Below are 21,398 nucleotides of genomic sequence, written 5' to 3' on the forward strand. Positions count from 1 at the left end.
CGAGGTTGCCAAAAGCCTTGCCGGCGTCTGTTCGGTATCATGCACTCGACCACGAATTTTCGAGTTGCAAAGACCAACCATGAACAACAACGGCGGCAGACCATGCCAAGTGGCAATCGACCTACCCAAGACCGACGATGCATTTGTGCTGGAATTACCGGGTTCGGCGACGGCCGGCGGCGCCATCGCCGCCGCCGGATGGCAGGTGCGCGAGGCGGTCGGCAAAAAGCGCGACATCGCGACCGAACGCGCGCGCCTGTTTGGCCAGAGGGAGGCCCAGGTCGTGGAGCGCACCGCGGCCTGGCAGGCGGAACGCAAGCTGCTCTCGGCGGTGGTCAACACCAGCGGCGCGCTGGTGTGCATGGTCGATGCGGCCGGCTTGATCCGCCTGTTCAACCCGGCCTGTGAGCAGGTGATGGGCTGGCCGGCGGCCGAGGCGATCGGCCGGCCATGCTGGGAAGTGTTTTGCAGGGTCGGCGGGTCGCAGTCGCTGGCGCGGTTTTTCGACCAGCCACAGCGCCGGGCGCCGCCGTCGCAGGTGCACGGCCAGTGGCTGGCGCGCGACGGCTCGCCGCGCGCGATCATCTGGTCGACGACCTTGCTGCGCAAGGACGACAGTGCGGCTGATGAACCGTACGACGCTGCGGTCGAATTATTCCTCGGCACCGGCCTCGACGTCACCGAGTTGCGCGGCGCCGAAGAGAAGCTGCGCTACCTGAATAATTACGATCCGCTGACCGGGCTGCCGAACCGGATCCTGCTGCGCGAACGCTTCGGCCGGATGCGCGAACAGCTCGCCGCCCCGCAGGTGATGGGCCTGCTGATGCTCAAGCCGGAACGCCTGCGCCTGATCGGCGAGAGCCTGGGCGCCGGGGCCGAACAGGCGATGGTGCTGCAGATTGCGGCGCGGCTGGCACAGTGGGGGAGTGGCGCGGCACAGGACGGGCTCCAGGGAGGGACGCACCACCACACCAGCGTGGCGCGCATTGGCGAGGCCAGTTTCGCCATCGTCGCGATCAGGAATGCGGCCACCGAACTGGCGGCGCTGGCGCGCCAGGTACTGGCGGCGATGAACGCGCCGTACACGTTCGAACAGCAGGAACTGCACCTCGACCCGTGCATCGGCATCGCCCTGTTCCCCAACGACGGCGACGACTACGATAGCGTAGCGCAAGGTGCCGAGGCGGCGATGCGGCGCGCCGCCAGCAGCCGCGCCGAACGCTACGCGTTTTACCGGCCGGAGTTGAATCAGGGCGCGCACGAACGCTTCAAATTCGAAAGCGCGCTGCGCCATGCGGTCGGGCGCGACGAACTGGTGCTGCATTACCAGCCCCAGGTGAGCATGGCAAGCGGCGCGATCATCGGCGTCGAGGCGCTGGTGCGCTGGCAGCACCCGGAACTGGGCCTGATCGGGCCGGGCTGCTTCATCGCGCTGGCCGAGGAGACCGGCCTGATCCTGCCGATCGGCGAATGGGTGCTGCGGCGCGCCCGCGAGCAAAGCCGCGCCTGGCAGCGCGCCGGCCTGGCGCCGGTGCCGGTGGCGGTCAACCTGTCGGCGCGCCAGTTCTCGACCGACATCGCCGCCACGGTCGCGCGCATCCTCGCTGACACCGGCCTGGAGCCGCAACTGCTCGAACTCGAACTGACCGAAAGCGCGTCGATGGAAGACCCGCAGCAAAGCTTCCTGATCCTGCGCCAGTTGAAAGACATGGGGGTGCGGCTGGCGATCGACGATTTCGGCACCGGTTGTTCAAACCTCAGTTACCTCAAGCGTTTCCCGGTCGACAAGCTGAAACTGGACCAGTCCTTCGTGCGCGACCTCACCACCGATGCAGACGACCTGTCGATCGCGCGCGCGGTGATCGCAATGGCGCACGGCTTGCGCCTGACCGTCATCGCCGAGGGCGTTGAAACCGCTGGCCAGCTGGCGCTGCTGCTCGACAACGGCTGCGACGAAATGCAGGGCTATCTGTTCAGCCGGCCGATCGACGCCACTGCCTGCGCGCGCCTGCTGCGCGACCATGTCGCCATCCCCGTGGCCGCCGCATTTCCCCTGCCTCTGGCCGAACCTGCCGGAAAAGAGGCGTTGTGGAATGGAAACCCGAATTAAGGGCGATACCGCGGGGTTAAAGGTAGCATCAACGACGCTCCAGCGCTGGCGAAGGCCGATATCGGCTTTGCCATGGGGGCGGCGGGGGCCGACACGGCCCTTGACACTGCCGATGTTGCGCTGATGGACGACGACCTGAGCAAATTTGCCGATTTCTTGACACTGAGCCGCAGGACGAGTCGTATTCTGATGCAAAATATCGTAATCGCGCTCGGCATCAAGGCAGTCTTTCTGGTTCTGGCGCTAACTGGGCAAGCAACTCTCTGGATGGCGGTATTCGCCGACATGGGCGCCAGCCTGCTGGTGGTGTTCAACGGCTTGCGCTTGCTGCACCATCGCCATGGCACGTTAGAATCGTCGCTAAACCGCTCGACACAAAGTAAAGAGATATAATCCGCCGATGGTCAAACGCTTTTTTTACATGCTCGCTCTCGCATTTGTTCTCCAGATGAGCGCTGGAATCGCGGGTGCGTATTGCATGCATGAGAGTGGCCAGGCGAGTGAGCATGTCGGCCACCATCAGCACGAACACGCGGCTGCGGATGGCGACGACGACGGGTCAACCACGGTCAAGAAGTTCGGCCCGGATCCGGACTGCGCATCGTGTTCCCACGGGTCACTCGTCATGCTTTCCTGGTCTTCCCAGGTTCAGCCGTTCGTATCGTCCCCGCACCATCAGCTCACCCACGTCACTGGCTGGCCAACGCCTTATCTCGGCCTTCCTGAACGCCCCAATTGGATTCGCGCCGCTTAAGTTCGGCGCCGGTCCAGCCATTCATTCCTGATCCAGGTTTCCAATACGTTCACGCGTAGGCTTGTCGACGCCGAATTCTTCCCATTTTCACACTGGAGAATTCAATGCGATCACTACTTTTCCCTATCGGGCTGGCGTTGCTGTGCGCGCAGCCATTGTCGGCAGCCGCCCAGGCGCCAGTCCCGATTCCCGCAACACCTAGCGCCGACGGGCCGCTGTTTGCCTCGTCTGCTCTTACGCTGGAAGCGTCGATACGCCGGGCGTTCCAGTCAAATCCAGGCCTGCGGGCGGCTGGTCGCGATCTTGACATTGCGGCGGGGCAGCGCATGCAGGCCGGCCTCGTTCCCAATCCGCAGCTTTCCTACCTTTCGGAAGGAATAAAAAAGGACGCCCGCACGACGACCGTGCAGATCAATCAGGCGATCGAATTGGGTGGCAAACGCGGAGCCCGGATAACATTGGCTGAGCGCGAGCGCGACGTCGCATCGGCAGATCTGGCCAGTTACCGCAGCGTGCTGCGCGCCGATGTCGTTACCGCGTTCTTCGACGTATTGACCGCTCAGGAGCGCTTACTGCTCGCCCAGGCGTCACAGGAATTATCCCAAAAAGTCACTGGCGCCGCATCGAGGCGCGTTACCGCCGGAAAAATTTCGCCGGTCGAGGAAACCCGTGCAAGGGTCGCCGAAGCGAGTACAAAGATCGAGTTGAGCCAGGCTGGCAACGATCTGGCGTTGGCGAAGCGCCGCCTGGCCGCAACCTGGGGGAGTTTGACGCCAATTGAAGGTATGGTGGAGACCCCTGCGGTGCCGGTCGGCGCTCATCTAACCACAGCGGAACTGCTTTTACATCTTCCTGCCGCCCCACAAATTGCCCGGGCCCGCAGCGAAGTCGAGCGTCAGGCGGCCACGGCCGAAGTTGAACGCAGCCGCCGCTTCCCCGACCTGACCATCAGTCTCGGAAGCAAGCGCGACGAGCAGATCGGGATCCGGCAGACTGTCGTCGGCCTGGCGGTTCCCTTTCCCTTGTTTGATCGAAACCAGGGAAATGTGCTTAGCGCGTTGCGTCGTACGGATAAGGCAAGGGACGAACTGCTGGCCGTACAAAACAAACTGTCTGTGGAACTGGTGCAAGCGTCGTTGCGCCTTAACGGGGCGCGCTCTGAACTGGACATCTTGCGCAATGAAATTCTTCCAGGCGCCCAAAGTGCATACGAGGCAGGAACGAAGGGGTTCGAGCTCGGAAAGTTCGGCTTTCTCGATGTGCTGGACGCCCAGCGCACCCTGTTTCAGGCAAAAACCCAGTACGTCCGGGCCCTGGCCGAATCCCACCGCGCCGCCGCTGACATCGAGCGCATCGTCGGGAACGTCGAGCTGCACGGCAGCCTGACGTCACCCCAGCCCAATAACAAGGAAACACAATGAAAACTTCAACCCTGGACAAAAAGACGCGCATCGCGATCGCCATCGTGTTGGCTGTTGGCGCGGCGCTTCTCGCCGTCATCCTGTTGTCGGGGAAAAAGCCGGATGCAGTGGGCGAAGCTGGCGGCGCCGCGCGCGGTGAAGCGTCAGAACATGGCGACGCACCAAAAAAAGGGCCGCACGGTGGACGCTTGGTTACCCAGGGCAGCTTGAGTGTGGAAGTACTGCTTGCGGAGCAAGACGGCGAAGCCAGACACCAGTTATGGGCCTACGAAAATGGCAAGCCGCTACCCACGTCGGGCTTCACGGCGACTGAACAAGTCAAACGTCTCCAGGGCGAAGTTCAAGACTATATCTTTGTGGTCAAGGGCGACAGCCTGCTTACCTCAAAGGTAATTGCCGAGCCCCATGTGTTCGAAGCCGCGTTCGTCGTGAAGCGAGGCACCGATGTCGTCAAGTTCGACATCGAAAGCAAGGAAGGCAAAGTCGAGCTCAGCGACGCCCAGGCAAACACTGCCGGCATCAAGATCGAGACCGCTGCGCCAGCGCGTATTCGCAGCGCGTTCCAGCTTGCGGGCGAGATCCGCTTCAATGAAGACCGCACCGCGCACGTCGTGCCGCGCCTGGCCGGCGTCGTCGAGAGCGTGGCGGCTAATCTGGGACAGCAGGTCAAGAAGGGCCAAATCCTCGCCGTCATTGCAAGTACTGCGATATCGGAGATGCGTAGTGAATTACTTTCTGCTCAAAAGAAACAGGCTCTGGCGCAAGTGACTTACGAAAGAGAAAAGAAGCTCTGGCAGGAAAAAATCACTGCCGAGCAGGATTACCTTCAGGCGCAGCAGGTATTCAGGGAAGCCGAGATCGCGACCCAGAATGCGCGCCAGAAGCTGGCCGCCATTGGCGCATCGACGGCAACAGCGGGTGCACTGAACCGGTACGAATTACGCGCACCATTCGATGGGGCCATCGTCGAGAAACACATTGCCCTGGGCGAAGCGGTCAAGGAAGATTCGAACGTGTTCATGATTTCTGACCTGTCTTCCGTGTGGGCTGAAATTATCGTCCCCGCCAAGGATTTGGGGATTGTGCGCGTCGGGGGAACAGCGACTGTCAGGGCGACCTCCATGGGATCGGTCTCAACCGGCACGGTGTCGTACGTGGGATCGCTCATCGGCGAGCAAACGCGCACCGCAAAGGCGCGCGTCACGCTGGCCAATCCCAGCCTTGCCTGGCGCCCGGGGCTGTTTGTGGACGTCGAGCTTACGTCCGATGAACGCAACGCACCGGTTGCCGTGCTTTCCGACGCAATCCAGACGGTGAAGGACAGCCCGACAGTATTTATCAAGATGGATGGCGGGTTTGTCGGTCAGACCGTCACGACCGGCCGCAGCGACGGGAAGTACACCGAAATTGTCAGCGGGATCAAAACAGGCACCGCATACGCGGCCAGCGGCAGTTTCGTCGTCAAGGCGGAGCAAGGCAAGGGCAGCGCCGAGCACGCACATTAAGCGGGAGAGATCATATGTTTGAACGAATCATTCGCTTTTCCATAGAACAGCGCTGGCTGGTCATGCTCGCTGTCGTGGCGATGACGGCTATCGGCATCTTCAGCTACCAGAAGCTGCCGATTGATGCGGTCCCCGACATCACCAACGTGCAAGTGCAGATCAATACGTCGGCGTCCGGCTATTCTCCCCTGGAGGTGGAGCAGCGCGTCACGTTTCCGATCGAGACTGTGATGGCCGGCCTGCCGAATCTCGAACAGACGCGTTCGCTGTCGCGCTACGGCTTGTCGCAAATTACCGTCGTCTTCAAGGACGGCACCGATATCTATTTTGCCCGCCAACTGGTCAACCAGCGGATCCAGGAGGCGAAAGAGCGCCTGCCTGCTGGAGTAAGCCCCATGATGGGCCCGATTTCAACAGGCTTGGGCGAAATCTACCTTTGGACCGTCGAGTCGTTGCCGGGCGCGAGAAAGGCTGACGGCACGCCCTACACGCCGACCGATTTGCGCGAGATTCAGGACTGGATTATCAAGCCGCAATTACGCAACGTCATTGGGGTAACCGAGATCAACTCGATCGGCGGGTATGCGAAGGAGTATCACGTCACGCCAAATCCCGCCAAACTGGCTTCCTACAACCTCACCTTGCAGGATGTTGTCGTCGCGCTAGAGCGCAACAATAGCAATGTCGGTGCCGGCCATATCGAAAAGCGCGGAGAACAATTCTTGATCCGGGTTCCTGGCCAGGTCCGCACGGTCGAAGATATCCGGAACGTCATTCTGAGCAATGTGCAAAGCGTGCCAATTCGCATGCGCGATGTGGCCGAGGTGGACGTCGGGCGTGAATTGCGTACCGGTGCCGCGACCGATAACGGGCAAGAAGTTGTGCTGGGCACCGTCTTCATGTTGATCGGACAGAACAGCCGTGTCGTGTCGCAGGCGGTGGACAAGAAGATGGTGGAAATTAACCGCACCTTGCCAACGGGAGTGAAGGCATACACTGTCTACGACCGGACGGTCCTGGTTGACAAGGCGATCAGCACAGTCAAGAAAAACCTTCTGGAAGGCGCCGTGCTGGTCATTGCCGTTTTGTTTCTGTTCCTCGGCAATATCCGGGCGGCCCTGATCTGCGCGATGGTCATTCCCTTGTCGATGCTGTTCACGTTCACTGGCATGGTGACGTACAAGGTCAGTGCCAACCTGATGAGCCTTGGGGCGCTTGATTTTGGCATCATCATCGACGGCGCGGTGGTGATCGTCGAAAACTGTGTTCGACGTCTGGCTCATGCCCAGGCACACCACAAACGTCCGTTGACCCGCACCGAGCGGTTTCATGAAGTGTTCGCAGCTGCAAAGGAGGCGCGCCGGCCGCTGTTATTCGGGCAGCTGATCATCATGATCGTCTACATCCCGATCTTCGCGCTGACCGGCGTCGAGGGAAAGATGTTCCATCCGATGGCTTTTACAGTTGTCGCGGCACTGGTGGGGGCGATGATCTTGTCGATGACGTTTATTCCGGCCGCCGTTGTGCTGTTCATTGGCGAGCGTGTTGCTGAGAAAGAAAACCGCTTGATGGAATTTGCCAAGCGCATGTACAAGCCAATGCTGGCAAAGGTGATGCTCAACAAGGCGGTTGTAGTGACCATCGCCATTGTGCTCGTGGTGCTGTCCGGCGCGCTGGCAACCCGCATGGGGAGCGAGTTCGTCCCCAGCTTAAATGAGGGAGACTTCGCCATCCAGGCTTTGCGCATACCCGGCACCAGCCTGACCCAATCGCTCGACATGCAAAAACAACTTGAAAGCGGACTCAAGGCGAAGTTTCCGGAAATCGAACGGGTTTTTGCCCGCACGGGTACTGCAGAGATCGCGTCCGATCCCATGCCTCCGAACATTTCAGATGGCTACGTGATGCTCAAGCCGCAATCGCAGTGGCCATCGCCCAAGAAAACGCGTGACGAGCTGCTCTCGGCCGTGCAGGCGGAAGCCGCCAAGTACCCCGGTAATAATTATGAGTTCTCGCAGCCAATCCAGTTGCGCTTTAACGAACTCATCTCGGGCGTGCGTAGCGATGTCGCCGTCAAGATTTTTGGCGACGATATGGATGTGCTCAATGACACTGCGGCCAAGGTGGCGGCTACGCTCGGACGGGTACCTGGCGCCGCCGAAGTAAAAGTCGAGCAGACCACCGGTCTTCCCATGCTCACGGTCAACATCGACCGGAAAAAGACCACCAGGTACGGTCTGAACATTGGCGACGTACAGGAGACAATCGCGATCGCAACCGGTGGCCGTAGCGCTGGCACGATGTTTGAAGGCGACCGCCGATTCGACATTATCGTCCGCCTGCCAGAGCAATTGCGCAGCGACCTGGAGGCGCTCAAGCGCTTGCCGATCCCGCTGAGCAGCCCGACCTTGTCTGGTGCCAATGGGACACCTGGCGCAATAAGCTACATTCCGCTCGCTGAAGTGGCCACGCTGGACTTTGCGCCTGGTCCAAACCAGATCAGCAGGGAAAATGGCAAGCGCCGCATCGTTGTCAGCGCCAACGTGCGCGGCCGCGACATCGGCACGTTTGTTGCCGAAGCCGAGCGCCTGATATTGAAGGAGATAAAGATCCCACCTGGATACTGGACCAGTTGGGGCGGAACCTTCGAGCAGTTACAGTCGGCGACGCAGCGCCTGCAGGTCGTGGTGCCGCTTGCATTGTTTCTGGTGTTCATGCTGCTTTTTGTGATGTTCAATAACGTCAAGGATGGCCTGCTGGTCTTCACCGGGATTCCATTTGCCCTGACCGGCGGCATTTTCGCGCTTTGGTTGCGTGATATTCCGATGTCCATTTCGGCGGCGGTAGGTTTCATTGCGCTGTCGGGCGTGGCGGTGTTGAACGGATTGGTCATGCTGTCATTTATTCGCACGCTGCGCGAAGAAGGCATGGGACTTGACGAGGCCATCAATACGGGGGCGCTTACCCGCCTTCGGCCGGTTCTGATGACGGCGCTGGTCGCTTCGCTTGGCTTCATTCCGATGGCGATTGCAACCGGCACCGGGGCGGAAGTTCAGCGGCCGCTGGCGACGGTCGTAATCGGTGGCATCATTTCGTCGACCATATTGACGCTGCTTGTCCTGCCGCTTCTGTACCGGCTGGCACACGGCAAAGACAGCGATAAAAATGATTTTTTAGCCCAGATCAAAGATGAAGTTGTCGCTTAGTCGGTGTCGGCGCCCCCAAGGGCTTCATGGTCGATCCTGGTTGCAGGTCAGCACCTGGCCTGCAGGCGATAAGACCCGCGCTGTTCTATTGCGCTGGCGGCGGTTCCGGCTCGGCTGGCATCGCCTGCTTCTGGCGCCGTACCCGGTTCGACGCCACCACGCCGATCCCCAGCAACGCCAGGCTCAGCATGGCGCCAACCGACGGCGTCGCCAGCCAGCGCAGCGGCTGGCCGGGCGTCTCCGACGGCTCCTGGCGTTGCGGGTCGGACTGCGCCCGGCGAACCGTCGCGCCGGCTTCGGACTGGCCTTCGAAAAACGGGATCATTGCGCGGACCAAGGCCGGCACGTCTTCGGCGCTCCGGCTCGAAAGCCAGTTCAGGTCGCGCACGACTTCCTCGTTGAGCCAGATCGCCCCGGCATTGACCATGTCGTCGCGCACCCCCGGCCATGAAGTGAGCGTGCGGTTGGTGACCAGGCCGCTCGACGCCAGCAGCAGGGGCGCCTGGGACAGTACGGCGATCGGTTTGCCGAGCGCGTCCATGTGGCGCACCAGGTCGCGCGCCTGGGCGCTCTGGCGCAGCAGGTCGGGACTGATGTAGCCGCCAGGGATGAGCAGGCCGTCGAAGTCGGGCGCGCGCGCCTGGCTCATTTCAAGGTCGACCGCCACCAGTTCGGCCGCCTGCTGCACGTCCATGCCGCGGATCCTGCCCGCATGCAGGCCGACGATGACGACGTCCGCGCCCGCTTCCCTGAGCGCCGCGACAGGCGCGGCCAGTTCGGCTTTTTCGAAACCATCGGCTGCCAACACCGCAATGCGCTTACCGGCAAGTTGTTTGGGTGCGCTCATCGTGTCCTCCATTTACCTCGTAGTTTACAGAGTTGCCCCGATACCCTTTAGTTCCCCGGCGACTAGCCGGCAAAATAAATCGCCAACAAGCTATCTTTCCTATTATTGTTTTTTTGGCATTTCCGTATGGTTACGCCTGCTGGCCGAGCTGTTGATGCGGCTGGTATTGGTCGTCACCTTGCGCAACGCGCACCGGACCAACTGGCACAGCCTTTGTCGTGGCGCAGGAACAATCGAAGCGCCTGGCCGGACTGGTCGAACTGATGATGTCCGAGGTGCAGGACTGGCATCGCCTGTTCGGCGAAAAAAGCACGGATCACACGGGTTAATTTTATGCGATTGGATTGAGCCAGATCAATCCAACACTATAAAATCATTGTTAATATGCAAACAAAACGAAAAAACAGCGTACATTCGGGGATGTACTGACGTTGTCGCCACCGACGTGAAGCGTTCGCCGAAACAGGCTGACGTCGCCATCCATCAGATTCGGCACGGTCTTTGCGCCGGCGCCGGGCTCACCGGAGATCAGCATGCGTTTCGATACATTCAGCCGGGCTTTCGTGCCACGGACGGCCGTGTTTGCTTTCGTTGCCATTGGCGCCGGTGTGTGCCCCGCTTTGGTGCTGGCCGACGAAACCTGCAACTCGCCCTACATGTCGAACCTGATCAAGGGCCAGGAAGATTTTTTATATGTGTGGACGCTCGGCGTGCCGGGCATGGGCGACGGCTTTGATAAGCTCGTCACGCTCGACGTCAATCCGACGTCAAAGGGGTTCGGCGAGGTGCTAGCCCAGGTTGCGGTGGGCGGGCGCGGCGAAGCGCATCACATGGGCTTTACGGACGACCGCCGATTCCTGTGGGCCGGCGGCCTCGACGACAGCAAGATTCACGTGTTCGACGTGTCGACCAATCCGGCCAAGCCCAAGCTGGTCAAGACCATCACCGATTTTGCCCCGCGCGCCGGATTGGTCGGCCCGCACACCTTCTATGCGCTGCCGGGCCGCATGCTGATCGGCGCGCTGTCGAACAGCAAGGATAACGGCGGCAAGACCGGCATGGCGGTGTACAGCAACAAGGGCGACTTCATCAGCAAGTACGACATGCCGACCGATCAGGGTGGCGACGGCTACGGCTACGACATCGCCATCAATCCAGCCAGGAACGCGATGCTGACGTCGAGCTTCACTGGACGCAATAACTACATGATGGACCTCGGCCAGTTGATGAAGGACAAGCCGGCGATGCAGCGCTTCGGCACCAGCATGGTGATATGGAACTTGAAGTCGATGCAGCCGGAAAAAGTGTTGAACGTGCCCGGCGCGCCGCTCGAAATCCGCTGGTCGCTCAAGGAGGGCGACGACTGGGCCATTACCACCAGTGCGCTGACCTCGATGCTATGGCTGGTAAAGAAGGACGCCAAGGGCGAATGGCAGGCAAAGTCGGTGGCGCAGATCGGCGACCCGGCCAAGATACCGCTGCCGGTCGACATCTCGATCACGGCCGACGGCAAGGGCTTGTGGGTCAATACCTTCATGGACGGCACGACGCGCTATTTCGACCTGCGCAACCCGGAAGCGCCGAAGCAGACCTATGCCAAGCGCACCGGTTCGCAGGTCAACATGGTGTCGCAAAGCTGGGATGGCAAGCGGGCCTACGTCAGTTCCTCGCTGCTGGCCAAATGGGACAAGAAGGGCGTCGACGACGAGCAGTTCGTCAAGCTGTTTGCGTGGGACGGCAAGGAGCTCAAGGAAACCTTTACGGCCGATTTCTACCAGCTCAAGCTTGGCCGCGCCCACCACATGAAGCTCGGCGCGGCAAAGCCGGGCACGGCCATGGCGCTGGCACCGAAGTAGCCGCATGAAAAACGTCCTGCGCGCGGCATGCCTGGTGGCGCTCGCCGGGGCCGCACCGTCACTGTCGCCGGCGGCCGGCACCACCGCACCGCTCGGTTTCGTGCCGCCGGCGCCGGCTACCTACAAGCTCGAGCACATCATGCGTGCGCCCGACGGCGAGGTGCTCGACAGCGATGGCAGCGTTCACCGCCTGTCAGAGTTTTCGACCGGTAAAGTCACGCTGTTTTCCTTCATTTATACGTATTGCACCGACGCCAAGGGCTGTCCGCTGGCGTACGAAACCTTGCATAAACTTAAGAAGCGCATCGAGCAGGATCCCGCTTTGATCGGCAAGGTGCGTTTCGTCAGCATGAGCTTCGATCCGCGCTTCGATACGCCGCAGGCGATGCGCAGCTATGGCGGCGCGGATGCGCGCGACACGAGCGGCCTGCGCTGGCATTTCCTCACCACCGCATCGACCAGGCAACTGGCACCAATGCTGGACGGTTTCGGCCAGGATGTGTCGGTAGCCGCGCAGCAGGACTTGAACGCGCGCGTGCCGACGCTGGCCCACATGCTGAAGGTCTACCTGTTGGACCGCGGCGGCAGCGTGCGCGAAATCTACTCGCCGTCGTTTCTGCACCAACAGGTGCTGGAAAACGACATCAGGACGCTGTTGCTCGAGCGTCCGGCGCGGCGAAAATGAGCCGCACCGGCCTGCCCGGCTGATATGGATACGGAGAAAGCGCGATGTGGTCACAGGTGTGGCAAACCATTGCCAAAGAATTTTCCGACCTGAGCGATGTCGGTTCCATCACCGTGGTGTGCGTGCGCATGCTGGTCGCGGTCGTGCTGGGCGCTATTCTCGGTTACGAAAGAGAGTCGGCAGGCGCATCGGCCGGGTTGCGCACGCACATGCTCGTCGCCCTGGGCTCGGCGTTGTTCGTGCTAATCCCTTTACAGGCAGGCATGCAGCTCGACGGCATTTCGCGCGTGCTGCAGGGCGTGACGGCTGGCATCGGATTCCTGTGCGCCGGCGCCATCTTGAAATTGCAAGACGAAAAGCAGATCACTGGCCTGACGACAGCGGCGGGCGTCTGGCTTACTGCCGCCGTCGGCGTGGCAGCCGGCATGGGGCGCGAGGGTACGGCGGTCCTCAGCGCCCTGTTTGCGTTGGGCATCCTGTCGCTGCTGCGGTTCAAAACCGCTGGCAGTACTCAGCAAGACAGCGAACCCGGGCCCCGGCAATAAAGAGGCGGTCGGCCACGCGCGCGCCGCCAGCGATGAGCACGCCTTCAGCAAGCTTACTGCAGCTTATCGATACGAGCCACTTCCACCTTGGGATCGCGGATCAATCCCTTGTTGTACTCGCCCGTGATACGGAGTTCGGCTTTATCGTCGATCGGCGTATTTGCTGGCCATTGTTCGGTGTCGATGTCGAGATCGATTTCGCCCGTGCCGTCGGTAAAACGATAATGGTCGCCGCCTATGTGACGGACGATGCGCCCTTGCAGGCTGACTTCGGTATCATCCTTTCCAGATGCCGTCAACGCGCGGACAGTCGTTGGTGCAACGTTTCGGGGAACTTTTTTTGCCGATCCCGGGATGACTTTTTTGCCATCGCTGGGGCCGGTGTACTGAGCCAGGGCGCTGCCTGAGACGCCAAGCAGGGCAGTGAGCGCCAAAGCGGCGGCTTTCATCATGTCATTCTCCTTTTTGCCTAACGCTGGTAAAAGTATCGCCAATCCTGGCAAGGTATTTGCAGAAAAAGGAGCGGTCGATCACTTCATAAGACCAAATTCAATCGGAAAAGTTGCGAACATCAAATCAAGATACGGAATACTGCCCCGCCGCGCCGCGGCATTTTCAGGTAGGCTCAGGGCTTGCCAACGAGGGGACGATTGATGAGCACAGACTACCAGGCCAACCAGCCCGAACGCACCGCCATCGACGCATCGGCCGGCATCGTCGCGCTCGACTTTGGCACCGACTGGTGCGGCTTCTGCAAGGCCGCCGCGCCGGCGATCGAAGCCGCGCTGGCTGGGCAACCGGCGGTGCGGCATGTCAAGGTCGAGGATGGTCCCGGCCGGCCGCTGGGGCGCTCGTTCCGCGTCAAGTTGTGGCCTACCGTGATCGTTTTAAAGGACGGCAGGGAACTGGCGCGCGTGGTGCGGCCGGGCGACAGTGGCGAGGTGCTGGCGGCGCTGCAGGCGGCGCTGTAGAGAAGGTGCAGACAACTGCGTTGGCGTAAGCGCAAGCATGGCAAATCAGCTATGCTTGGGCGAACCACCGTCGCAGGAGAGAACCATGGACAGCTTCCTGAACCTTGCTGCACGCATCCTGATGTCGCAAATTTTCCTCATCTCGGGGATCGGCAAGATCAGCGCTTACGCCGGCACCCAGGCCTACATGGAGAAGATGGGCGTACCCGGGGCGCTGCTGCCGCTGGTGATCCTTACCGAAATCGGTGGCGCCCTGGCGCTGCTGTTGGGCTTTCAGGCCAGATGGGCGGCGCTGGCGCTGGCCGGCTTCACGCTGCTGTCGGGGCTGATCTTTCACTTCCAGCCGGGCGACCAGATGCAAATGATCAGCTTCATGAAGAACCTGGCGATTGCCGGCGGCTTGCTCATGGTGGTGCGTCACGGCGCTGGCGCGCCGGGCATCGACAAGCCGGGCGGCCACTGAGGAGCGCTGGCCTGGGCAACCACCGGTCAGCCGTTGCCCAGGTAGGCGAAACGGAGCACGAACACCGCTGCGATGATCCAGACCACCGGCTTGACTTCGCGGACCCGCCCGGTGGTCAGCTTGAGCACCGCATAGGTGATGAAGCCGAAGGCAATGCCCTGCGCGATCGAATAGGTGAACGGGATGACCAGCGCGGTGATCGCCGCCGGCACGCTCTCGGTGGTATCGAGCCAGTCGATCTCGCCCAGTTCCTTGAGCATCAGGCAGGCGACAAACAGCAGCGCCGGCGCGGTGGCATAAGCCGGCACCACGCCGGCCAGTGGCGCGATGAACAGGCAGGCCAAAAACAGCAGCGCGACCACCAGCGCGCAGAGCCCGGTGCGTCCGCCGGCCTGCACCCCGGCCGCGCTTTCGATATAGGCGGTGGTGCTCGAGGTGCCGAGCGCCGAGCCGGCGACGATGGCCACGCTGTCGGCCAGCAGTGCACGGTTCAGCCGCTTCATCTTGCCTTCGACCAGCAGGCCGGCGCGTTTGGCCACGCCCATCAGGGTGCCGGTAGCGTCGAACAGTTCAACCAGGAAAAACACCAGTACCACGTTCAGCACCCCCATCGACAGCGCACCCGGCACGTCCAGTTGCAGCAAGGTCGGCGCGATCGACGGCGGCAGCGACACCAGGCCGACAAACTTGTTACCGCCAAAAAAGAAGCTGAGGACGGTGACGGCGACGATGCCGACCAGGATCGCGCCTTTCACTTTCAAGCGGTCGAGGGTGACGATCAGCAGGAAGCCGGCAATCGCCATCAGCGCCGGAGGCTGGTGCAGGTCGCCGGCGGTAACGAGGGTGGCGGGGCTGGCAACGACCAGGCCGGCGCTTCGGAGCGCGATCAGCGCCAGGAACAGGCCCAGTCCCACCGTGATGGCCGTGCGCAGCGAAGTCGGAATGCCGTCGACGATCATTTCGCGCAGGCCCAGCACGCTGACCAGCACGAACAGGCAGCCCGAGATGAACACGGCGCCCAGCGCGGTTTGCCACGGCACCCCCATGCCGATCACCACGGCGTAGGCGAAGTAGGCGTTCAGGCCCATGCCCGGCGCCATGCCGATCGGATAGTTGGCGTACAGCGCCATGATCGCGGTGCCGAGGGCGGCGGCCAGGCAGGTGGCGACGAACACCGCATCCTTGGGCATGCCGGCGTCGCCGAGGATGGTCGGGTTGACGAAGATGATGTAAGCCATTGTCAGGAAGGTGGTGACGCCGGCCACCACCTCGGTGCGCACGTCGCTGCCGTTTTCCTTAAGCTTGAAAAAGGTTTCCAGTGACACAGGATTCTCCTGGACGAAGTCGATACTGGACAGTATAACGCCGCGGCGTTGCGGGTTCGCTTGCTAGTGCCGTTCCGGATGGAGGGAACCGACCCCCGGGTGACGCTTCGTCACGCGCCAGATCCACCATACCAGGGCCAGCTGCAACGGCAGGCGCAGCGTCAGCAAGGCGATCTGCCAGCCTGGGCGAGCGTCATGCAAGCCATCGAGGAGCATCTGCAGATTGGCCGGCAGCACGGCGATCGACAGCAGGATCAGGCCGAGGCCGGCGGCGCGGCGCAGCGGCGGCAGCAGCACGGCAAGGCCGCCGGCCATTTCGCAGGCGCCGCTGATGGCGACCAGTTGCGCGTGATAGCCGAGCCATTGGGGCATCACGCCGGCGTAGGCATCCGGCAGGATGAAGTGCAGGGCGCCGCCGACGATGAACAAGGCGGCCAGCAGCGCGCGGCCCGCTGCCCGCGGGTTCATGATGCAGGCGTGATGCGCCGGTTCATGACGCCATCATGCCGTGATGATCTTCAGGTCCAGCGCGCGTTCGGACAGCCAGACCAGGGCGATCGCGACGATCAGGCTGGAGCCGCCCACCAGCACCGCCTTGCGGTAAAACGCCGTCGCGCGCGCCAGGAAGGCGAGCGGCAGGAAGGCGGCGACGATCGCCAGCTGGCCCAGTTCGACGCCGACGTTAAAACCCACCAGCGAAAGCAGCAGCGACGATTGCGGCAAACCCAGGTCGAGCAGCACGCTGGCAAAACCGAAGCCGTGGAGCAGGCCGAAAGCAAACGCCAGCAGCGCGAGGCGCCTGGTGATCACCGGCCACAGGTTGTTGAGCGCCGCGACGGCGACCGACAGGGCGATGGCCGATTCGACGACGCGCGACGGCAGCGCGACGACGCCGAGCGTGGCCAGGGTCAGCGTGATCGAATGGGCCAGCGTGAAGGCGGTGACGATCTTGAGCACCTCGATGCTCGAGGCGCGCAACGTGGCGCGCGCCTGCCAGCGGCCTTCGCGGCGTATCAGCACCGCCGGCAGCAGCAGCGACAGCAGGAACAGGATGTGATCGAAACCGATCCAGATGTGCCAGACGCCGTGTTTGACGTAGTCGAAAAACTGGCGCCAGCGCGAGGCGTCGGCCACCCGCAGCAGTTGCCGCGCGCTGTCGGGCGCGAAGATGGCGGTGGAGGTCAGGGCGCCGTGCTCGAGGCGCAGCAGACCCTTGTGCTGCGGGTCGATATCGAACAGCAGCTTGTAATCGATGTCGAGTGTATTAACCGCGTTCGGGCAGGTCGCCCGCAGTTTCAGGACGGCGTAGGCACCGTCGCTGTGATCGTCCAGCAGGTGGCTTGTGACGGCCAGCGGACACGGTTCAGCTTTACCCCCGCCAGCCGGTACGCCCAGCGCCAGCCGCGACAGCGCGTAGGCGGCGATATCCGGGTGCCGGGCGCGCACCTCGTCCCACGTCAATTCGCCGTTGCCGTCGGCATCGAGGCCGATCGCCATGTCGAGGTCGCGCAGCGCGATGTCCCACTGGCCGTCGACCTGCTGGCCGGCGACTTTCAGCGTCAGGTAGCTGTCGCTCGGCTTGTGCGCGCTTGCCTGCGCCGTGAACAGCGCCAGCAGCAAACCCAGGCCCGCTGCCCGCCAACGCGGTATCATGCCGGCGCTTTCATGGCGCGCAGTTTTTCTACGGTTGGCGCGATGGTGCGGTCTTCGATGCGGGTTTTTGCGATCCAGTCGAGCGCGGTGCGCGCGGCGCCGGCGTCGCCACTGGCGGCGGCTGTCTCGACCAGGATGCGCAAGTCGGCCGGTTCCTTCTGCACCGTCCAGTTCAACATCGCCAGCCTGACCGCGGTTTTCGAATCGCCCCGCAGCGCCAGCTCAAAGCGCGCCTGTTCGCGCTGGTGGACAGTATCGCCACGCAGCATGGCCGCGTCGAAACGCAGCCGCAGCGAGTCAGCCTGAATCGCAGCGTCGTCCGAGCGCAGCGCCTTGAGCGCGATGGCGTAGCGCAGCAGCAGTGCGTCGATGCGGGTTTTGTCCTTGAGCAGCCTGGTCACCTCGACGGCGCGGCCGCGGTCGAGCAGGAAGTCGCTATAGGCGCCCAGCAGGTAGCTGTCGGGGTCAACGCCGGCCATCGCCTGTTTGAACAGCGCGTCGGCGTTGGCGTCGTCACCGAGACGCGCGGCCATTTCCGCCAGCAGGGTCTGGACCCAGGTGCGCACTTCAGGAGTGGCGTCGGGATGCTGGTCGAGCGCCGTTTTGAGCTTGTCGAAGCTGGCCCTGGCGTCGCCGTTGACGCTGCCGATGTTCGACAGGCAGGTCTGGACGATCAGCTGCGGTGCGCGCGAGTACAGGCGCATGCAGCTGGCCCTGGCGCCGGCGTAGTCGCCGGTGACCATCTGCACGGTAGCGCGGGTCAGCCGGGCCTGGACGTTGCCGCTGTCGCGGGCCAGCACGGTGTCGAGGTCGGCCAGCGCTTCGGCGAACTGGTGGGTGCCCTGGCGCAGCGTGGCGCGCAGCACCAGTACCTGCTCGTTTGGTTGCGGCAGCGTCCACCACGGCGCCAGCGCCGCTTGCGCATAGCCAAGGTAACGCGGGTCGCCCTCGAGGCGGGCTTGCTCGATATAGCGCTGCGCCAGGGCGGTGGCGCGGGTAACGTCGTTCGGATTTTTGCTCAGTTCGGCGCGCAGCTGCTGCAGTTCGCGCTGGACCGGATTGGCGCGGCTGGGCAGGCGTTCGACCACTTGCCTGCCGTCGGCCGGAATATAGGGTGTGGCATGGCAGGCGCCGGCCAGGGCCAGCATCAGCGCCAGAGCGCGCAGGGTGTTCAAATACAAGCGGGAGACAACGTTCATGGAACCCTAGTGAAAAATGAAAAAGCTGGAACCGCGCCCACGTCATGCAAGCAAGGTTCCAGCTGGCTGATGCGCTTGACTAGCCGAGCGGTTCAGGCTCGGTGTTTTCCGGCGAGGTGGTAACGAAGACGTCGATCGCACTGTCTTCAGTGCTCTCGGACGAGGCCGAGATGAAGCTCGATACCGTGCTGAAGAACACATCGGTCACCGGCGCCGGCGTCGACGGCGAGCCGCCGCCGCCGTTGTTGCCGTGGTCGTCGTCGTTGCTGCTGCCGCAGCCGGACAGGCCGGCGCCGGCCAGCAGCGCCACGGCGATGGCAGCCTGCGCCCTTCCGACGATAAAATTAAATGGCTTCATGAAATCTCCTTGACTGGGGTTTGCCTGGTGGTACTTCGTGATTGCTTAGTTATTGCCCGGCAGTGGGGTGTTCAGGTAGGGGAACACGCCCTGGAAGTCGGCAGCGCTCTTGCGTACGCCGTCGGTCAGCGGCAGGGCGCCGGCCGGTGCGTCCGAAGGCTTGCAGCCCACCTTCAGCGTGTCGGTGTTGCCAGTGAGCGCGCACAGGGCGCCCATGGCCACGCGCAGCGAGACGTCGACGACGTCGTCGGCAGGGCGGCGCCCGTTCGGGAAGCCGGCATTGTCGCCGCCGGCCACGCCCAGCGCGTTCTGCGCGCCGGCCGCGGTCGGTTCGATCGACGTATTCAGGCGCAGCATTTCGGAGGCTACGACGTTGGCAGGCTGGTTTACGCCTGGCAGGCCTTTGAGGAACACGGTAACCAGGTCGTTGCGCGGGAAGTTGGTCGGCGCCTTGGCCGCCGGGAACAGCGTTTCGACAACGGCCGGCAGCGCCGGATTGGTGACGTAGTCGATGAACTGACCGTCATTTCTCGGCTTGGAGGTATTAAACTTGTCCTTGTCGTCCAGGCCGATGATCACTTCGTTCACCAAAGGCATGCCGACGCGCGATACCTGGCTCCATCCGCCGCCTTCCTTGACGGCGTTGTTGATGCTGGTGCCCGGGAAAGGGTTGAGCAGGCGGCCCTGGCGCATGCTGGCGGTGGCGTAGCCGCCGATGACTGGCTCCTTGCCATTGGTCACGCAGGCGATCGGCACTTCGATGGCGATCGAGCTGATGTTCTTGCCTTCCAGGTTGTTCTTGTTGCCGCCCTCTTCCGCGCCGAGCGGGTTCAGGTTGAACAGGTCGAAGATCTTGCCGACGGCGATGTAGAACGGCTCCTTGCGCTGGCCGACGAACACGCGGCCGGTGCCGCATGCGCCCAGCGCGATGTCGTACAGATGCTTGTTGGCGTAGGTTTCATAGCCGCTGGCGCCGCCGAAGACCTTGTCGCCGATGTTGTCGACCGGCTTGTCGAATTCGGTAGCGCCGCCGGTGGCCGCCAGGCGGGTGCGGGTGCCGCCGCGGCGGTCGCCCTTGACCATGTCGATGGTGAAGGTTTCACGCACGTTCAGGGAAGCCGGGTTGACGCCGGAAATCGTCGACGAGTTGATCAACGGGATCAGCACCGACTTGCCGCCGATGGTTAATGCCGTCTTTTTCGAGGTATTTTTGAAGCGGAACTGGAACGACACGTCTTCCTTGGCGTCGCCGTCGTTGTCGACGTGGATTTCGTAGAGCGCGTTCTGGTCGAACTGGTAGAAGTGCGGGCCGCCCTGCGGATCCTGGAACGGGATAAAGTCGGCGATCATCGTCACGTAGCCTCCGCGGTCCGGAGCATAGCTGCGGAACATGAAAAAGTCGGTACCGTCGACTTTGGGCGCGTTGGTCAAAAACGGCGCCTCGCGGTGGCTCGATGCCTGGGCCGGGGCAAACACGCCGCCCAGTACCAAACCGGATATCATGGCTGCCAGGCAGTTGCGTTTCAAATTATTCATGATAAGGATCCTGTGTCGTTAAAATGGTTGTTCAAGACGCTATTTATAGCAAGTCAGCCAGAGATCCTGTGTTAGTTAGCGCACGGATAGCAGGCAATATTGATAGTTGTAACGAGATGTGACTAAAATGTTGTTCCGTTGTTGAACAGGAGACATAAATGCAGCAAAATGAACTGGGAATAGCGCCGCTCCAAGGCAAAGTGTCCGCCGAGGAATGGCAGCTGCGCGTCGATCTTGCCGCCTGCTACCGGCTGGTGGCCGAATTCGGCTGGAGCGACCTGGTGTTCACCCATATTTCGGCGCGGCTGCCGACTGGGCAGGCAGGGCAGGACCCGGGGCAAGACCAATTCCTGATCAATCCCTACGGCCTCATGTTCGACGAAATCACCGCCTCGTCGCTGGTGCGCATCGATACCGATGGCAACAAGCAGGGCGATTCGCCGTTCCCGGTCAACCCGGCCGGCTTCACCATCCATTCGGCTCTGCACGCTGCCCGCCACGATGCCGCCTGTGTGCTGCACGTGCACAGCCTCAACGGAGTGGCGGTGTCGGCCCAGAAAGAAGGCCTGCTGCCGCTGTCGCAGCAATCGATTTTCATCCTCGCCAGCCTCGGTTACCACGACTACGAGGGGGTGGCGCTGAACGACGACGAAAAGCCGCGCCTGGTGGCCGACCTTGGGGCGAAGCGCTACCTGATGCTGCGCAATCACGGCCTGCTGACCGTGGCCAGGAGCATTCCTGACGCCTTCCTGCAGATGTACCTGTTCGAATCGGCGTGCGCAATCCAGATTCGGGCCCAGTCCGGCGGCGGCGAGCTGGTGCACATCCCCGACGCTATTGTCGCCAGGGCTCGCCAGCAGGCGCGCGACGTCACCCGCGCGCAAGGCGGCATGCTGGCCTGGCCGGCGCTGCTGCGCCGCCTGGAGCGAAAAGACCCGTCCTACCGCAGTTGATTTTGTTACCA

The 21,398-nt window shown here is 62.3% G+C and carries 18 protein-coding genes and 1 pseudogene; 11 read left to right on the top strand and 8 right to left on the bottom strand.

The window, feature by feature from the left end; all coding sequences use genetic code 11:
* Positions 1 to 79: 79 nt before the first annotated feature.
* The 5 genes and pseudogenes from CR103_RS08365 to CR103_RS08390 all read left to right on the top strand — a co-directional run bounded on the left by CR103_RS08365 (position 80) and on the right by CR103_RS08390 (position 8,996).
* Complete coding sequence (locus tag CR103_RS08365; protein ID WP_180279329.1) at positions 80 to 2,110, top strand: putative bifunctional diguanylate cyclase/phosphodiesterase; 2,031 nt, start codon at positions 80 to 82, stop codon at positions 2,108 to 2,110.
* A gap of 15 nt (positions 2,111 to 2,125) precedes the next feature.
* A pseudogene (locus CR103_RS08370) lies at positions 2,126 to 2,503 on the top strand (hypothetical protein); the annotation flags it as partial.
* A 465-nt stretch (positions 2,504 to 2,968) separates the two neighbouring features.
* Entirely contained in the window at positions 2,969 to 4,285 is a 1,317-nt protein-coding gene (locus CR103_RS08380) for a TolC family protein (protein WP_099915535.1), read from the top strand.
* Positions 4,282 to 5,790, top strand: a complete 1,509-nt coding sequence (locus CR103_RS08385) for an efflux RND transporter periplasmic adaptor subunit (protein ID WP_099915536.1) — start codon at positions 4,282 to 4,284, stop codon at positions 5,788 to 5,790. The genes CR103_RS08380 and CR103_RS08385 overlap by 4 nt, the downstream gene beginning before the upstream one ends.
* Positions 5,791 to 5,804: 14 nt before the next feature.
* Positions 5,805 to 8,996: a CusA/CzcA family heavy metal efflux RND transporter gene (locus CR103_RS08390; RefSeq protein ID WP_099915537.1), complete on the top strand. Its 3,192-nt coding sequence runs from the start codon at positions 5,805 to 5,807 to the stop codon at positions 8,994 to 8,996.
* A gap of 85 nt (positions 8,997 to 9,081) precedes the next feature.
* Here CR103_RS08390 and CR103_RS08395 read toward each other — a convergent pair whose 3' ends face one another.
* The gene (locus CR103_RS08395) at positions 9,082 to 9,843 is read right to left on the bottom strand and encodes a type 1 glutamine amidotransferase domain-containing protein (RefSeq protein WP_099915538.1); all 762 of its coding nucleotides are present in this window, start codon (positions 9,841 to 9,843) and stop codon (positions 9,082 to 9,084) included.
* Between the two features lie 533 nt (positions 9,844 to 10,376).
* Between CR103_RS08395 and mtoX the strand changes: the two genes are divergently transcribed.
* Genes mtoX through CR103_RS08410 form a run of 3 tightly spaced genes read left to right on the top strand, consistent with a single transcriptional unit; the run spans position 10,377 to position 12,929 of the window.
* Complete coding sequence (gene mtoX, locus CR103_RS08400; protein ID WP_099915539.1) at positions 10,377 to 11,699, top strand: methanethiol oxidase; 1,323 nt, start codon at positions 10,377 to 10,379, stop codon at positions 11,697 to 11,699.
* A 4-nt stretch (positions 11,700 to 11,703) separates the two neighbouring features.
* A complete protein-coding gene (locus tag CR103_RS08405) occupies positions 11,704 to 12,384 on the top strand; it encodes an SCO family protein (protein ID WP_099915540.1) in 681 nt (226 codons plus the stop codon).
* Positions 12,385 to 12,428: 44 nt separating this feature from the next.
* Entirely contained in the window at positions 12,429 to 12,929 is a 501-nt protein-coding gene (locus CR103_RS08410) for an MgtC/SapB family protein (protein WP_099915541.1), read from the top strand.
* A 53-nt stretch (positions 12,930 to 12,982) separates the two neighbouring features.
* Here the strand turns inward: CR103_RS08410 and CR103_RS08415 are convergent, their stop codons facing one another.
* Positions 12,983 to 13,381, bottom strand: a complete 399-nt coding sequence (locus CR103_RS08415) for a YgiW/YdeI family stress tolerance OB fold protein (RefSeq protein WP_229442928.1) — start codon at positions 13,379 to 13,381, stop codon at positions 12,983 to 12,985.
* A gap of 201 nt (positions 13,382 to 13,582) precedes the next feature.
* Between CR103_RS08415 and CR103_RS08420 the strand changes: the two genes are divergently transcribed.
* Together CR103_RS08420 and CR103_RS08425 are read left to right on the top strand one after the other, a co-directional pair.
* Positions 13,583 to 13,900 (top strand): thioredoxin family protein, encoded by a 318-nt coding sequence (locus tag CR103_RS08420; RefSeq protein WP_099915625.1) that lies wholly within the window; start codon positions 13,583 to 13,585, stop codon positions 13,898 to 13,900.
* An 85-nt stretch (positions 13,901 to 13,985) separates the two neighbouring features.
* The gene (locus CR103_RS08425; protein WP_099915542.1) at positions 13,986 to 14,363 is read left to right on the top strand and encodes a DoxX family protein; all 378 of its coding nucleotides are present in this window, start codon (positions 13,986 to 13,988) and stop codon (positions 14,361 to 14,363) included.
* Positions 14,364 to 14,389: 26 nt separating this feature from the next.
* Here CR103_RS08425 and CR103_RS08430 read toward each other — a convergent pair whose 3' ends face one another.
* The 6 genes from CR103_RS08430 to CR103_RS08455 all read right to left on the bottom strand — a co-directional run bounded on the left by CR103_RS08430 (position 14,390) and on the right by CR103_RS08455 (position 20,434).
* Positions 14,390 to 15,682 carry an NCS2 family permease gene (locus CR103_RS08430; RefSeq protein ID WP_180279336.1) on the bottom strand — a complete coding sequence of 431 codons (1,293 nt, stop codon included), beginning with the start codon at positions 15,680 to 15,682 and terminating at the stop codon, positions 14,390 to 14,392.
* A gap of 69 nt (positions 15,683 to 15,751) precedes the next feature.
* Positions 15,752 to 16,156: a DoxX family protein gene (locus CR103_RS08435; protein WP_099915544.1), complete on the bottom strand. Its 405-nt coding sequence runs from the start codon at positions 16,154 to 16,156 to the stop codon at positions 15,752 to 15,754.
* 33 nt (positions 16,157 to 16,189) lie between these two features.
* Positions 16,190 to 17,341 carry a HupE/UreJ family protein gene (locus CR103_RS08440; RefSeq protein WP_099915545.1) on the bottom strand — a complete coding sequence of 384 codons (1,152 nt, stop codon included), beginning with the start codon at positions 17,339 to 17,341 and terminating at the stop codon, positions 16,190 to 16,192.
* Complete coding sequence (locus tag CR103_RS08445) at positions 17,338 to 18,540, bottom strand: tetratricopeptide repeat protein (protein WP_099915546.1); 1,203 nt, start codon at positions 18,538 to 18,540, stop codon at positions 17,338 to 17,340. Before CR103_RS08445 ends, CR103_RS08440 begins: the two co-directional genes overlap by 4 nt.
* A gap of 79 nt (positions 18,541 to 18,619) precedes the next feature.
* Positions 18,620 to 18,898 (bottom strand): hypothetical protein, encoded by a 279-nt coding sequence (locus CR103_RS08450; protein ID WP_099915547.1) that lies wholly within the window; start codon positions 18,896 to 18,898, stop codon positions 18,620 to 18,622.
* Between the two features lie 45 nt (positions 18,899 to 18,943).
* Positions 18,944 to 20,434: a DUF4331 domain-containing protein gene (locus tag CR103_RS08455; protein ID WP_099915548.1), complete on the bottom strand. Its 1,491-nt coding sequence runs from the start codon at positions 20,432 to 20,434 to the stop codon at positions 18,944 to 18,946.
* Between the two features lie 158 nt (positions 20,435 to 20,592).
* Here CR103_RS08455 and CR103_RS08460 point away from each other — a divergent pair, with 158 nt between their 5' ends.
* Complete coding sequence (locus tag CR103_RS08460; protein ID WP_099915549.1) at positions 20,593 to 21,387, top strand: class II aldolase/adducin family protein; 795 nt, start codon at positions 20,593 to 20,595, stop codon at positions 21,385 to 21,387.
* The last annotated feature ends 11 nt before the right edge of the window (positions 21,388 to 21,398 follow it).

Origin of the sequence: Massilia psychrophila (assembly GCF_002760665.1) — a bacterium.
GTDB lineage: Bacteria > Pseudomonadota > Gammaproteobacteria > Burkholderiales > Burkholderiaceae_D > JAFCUW01.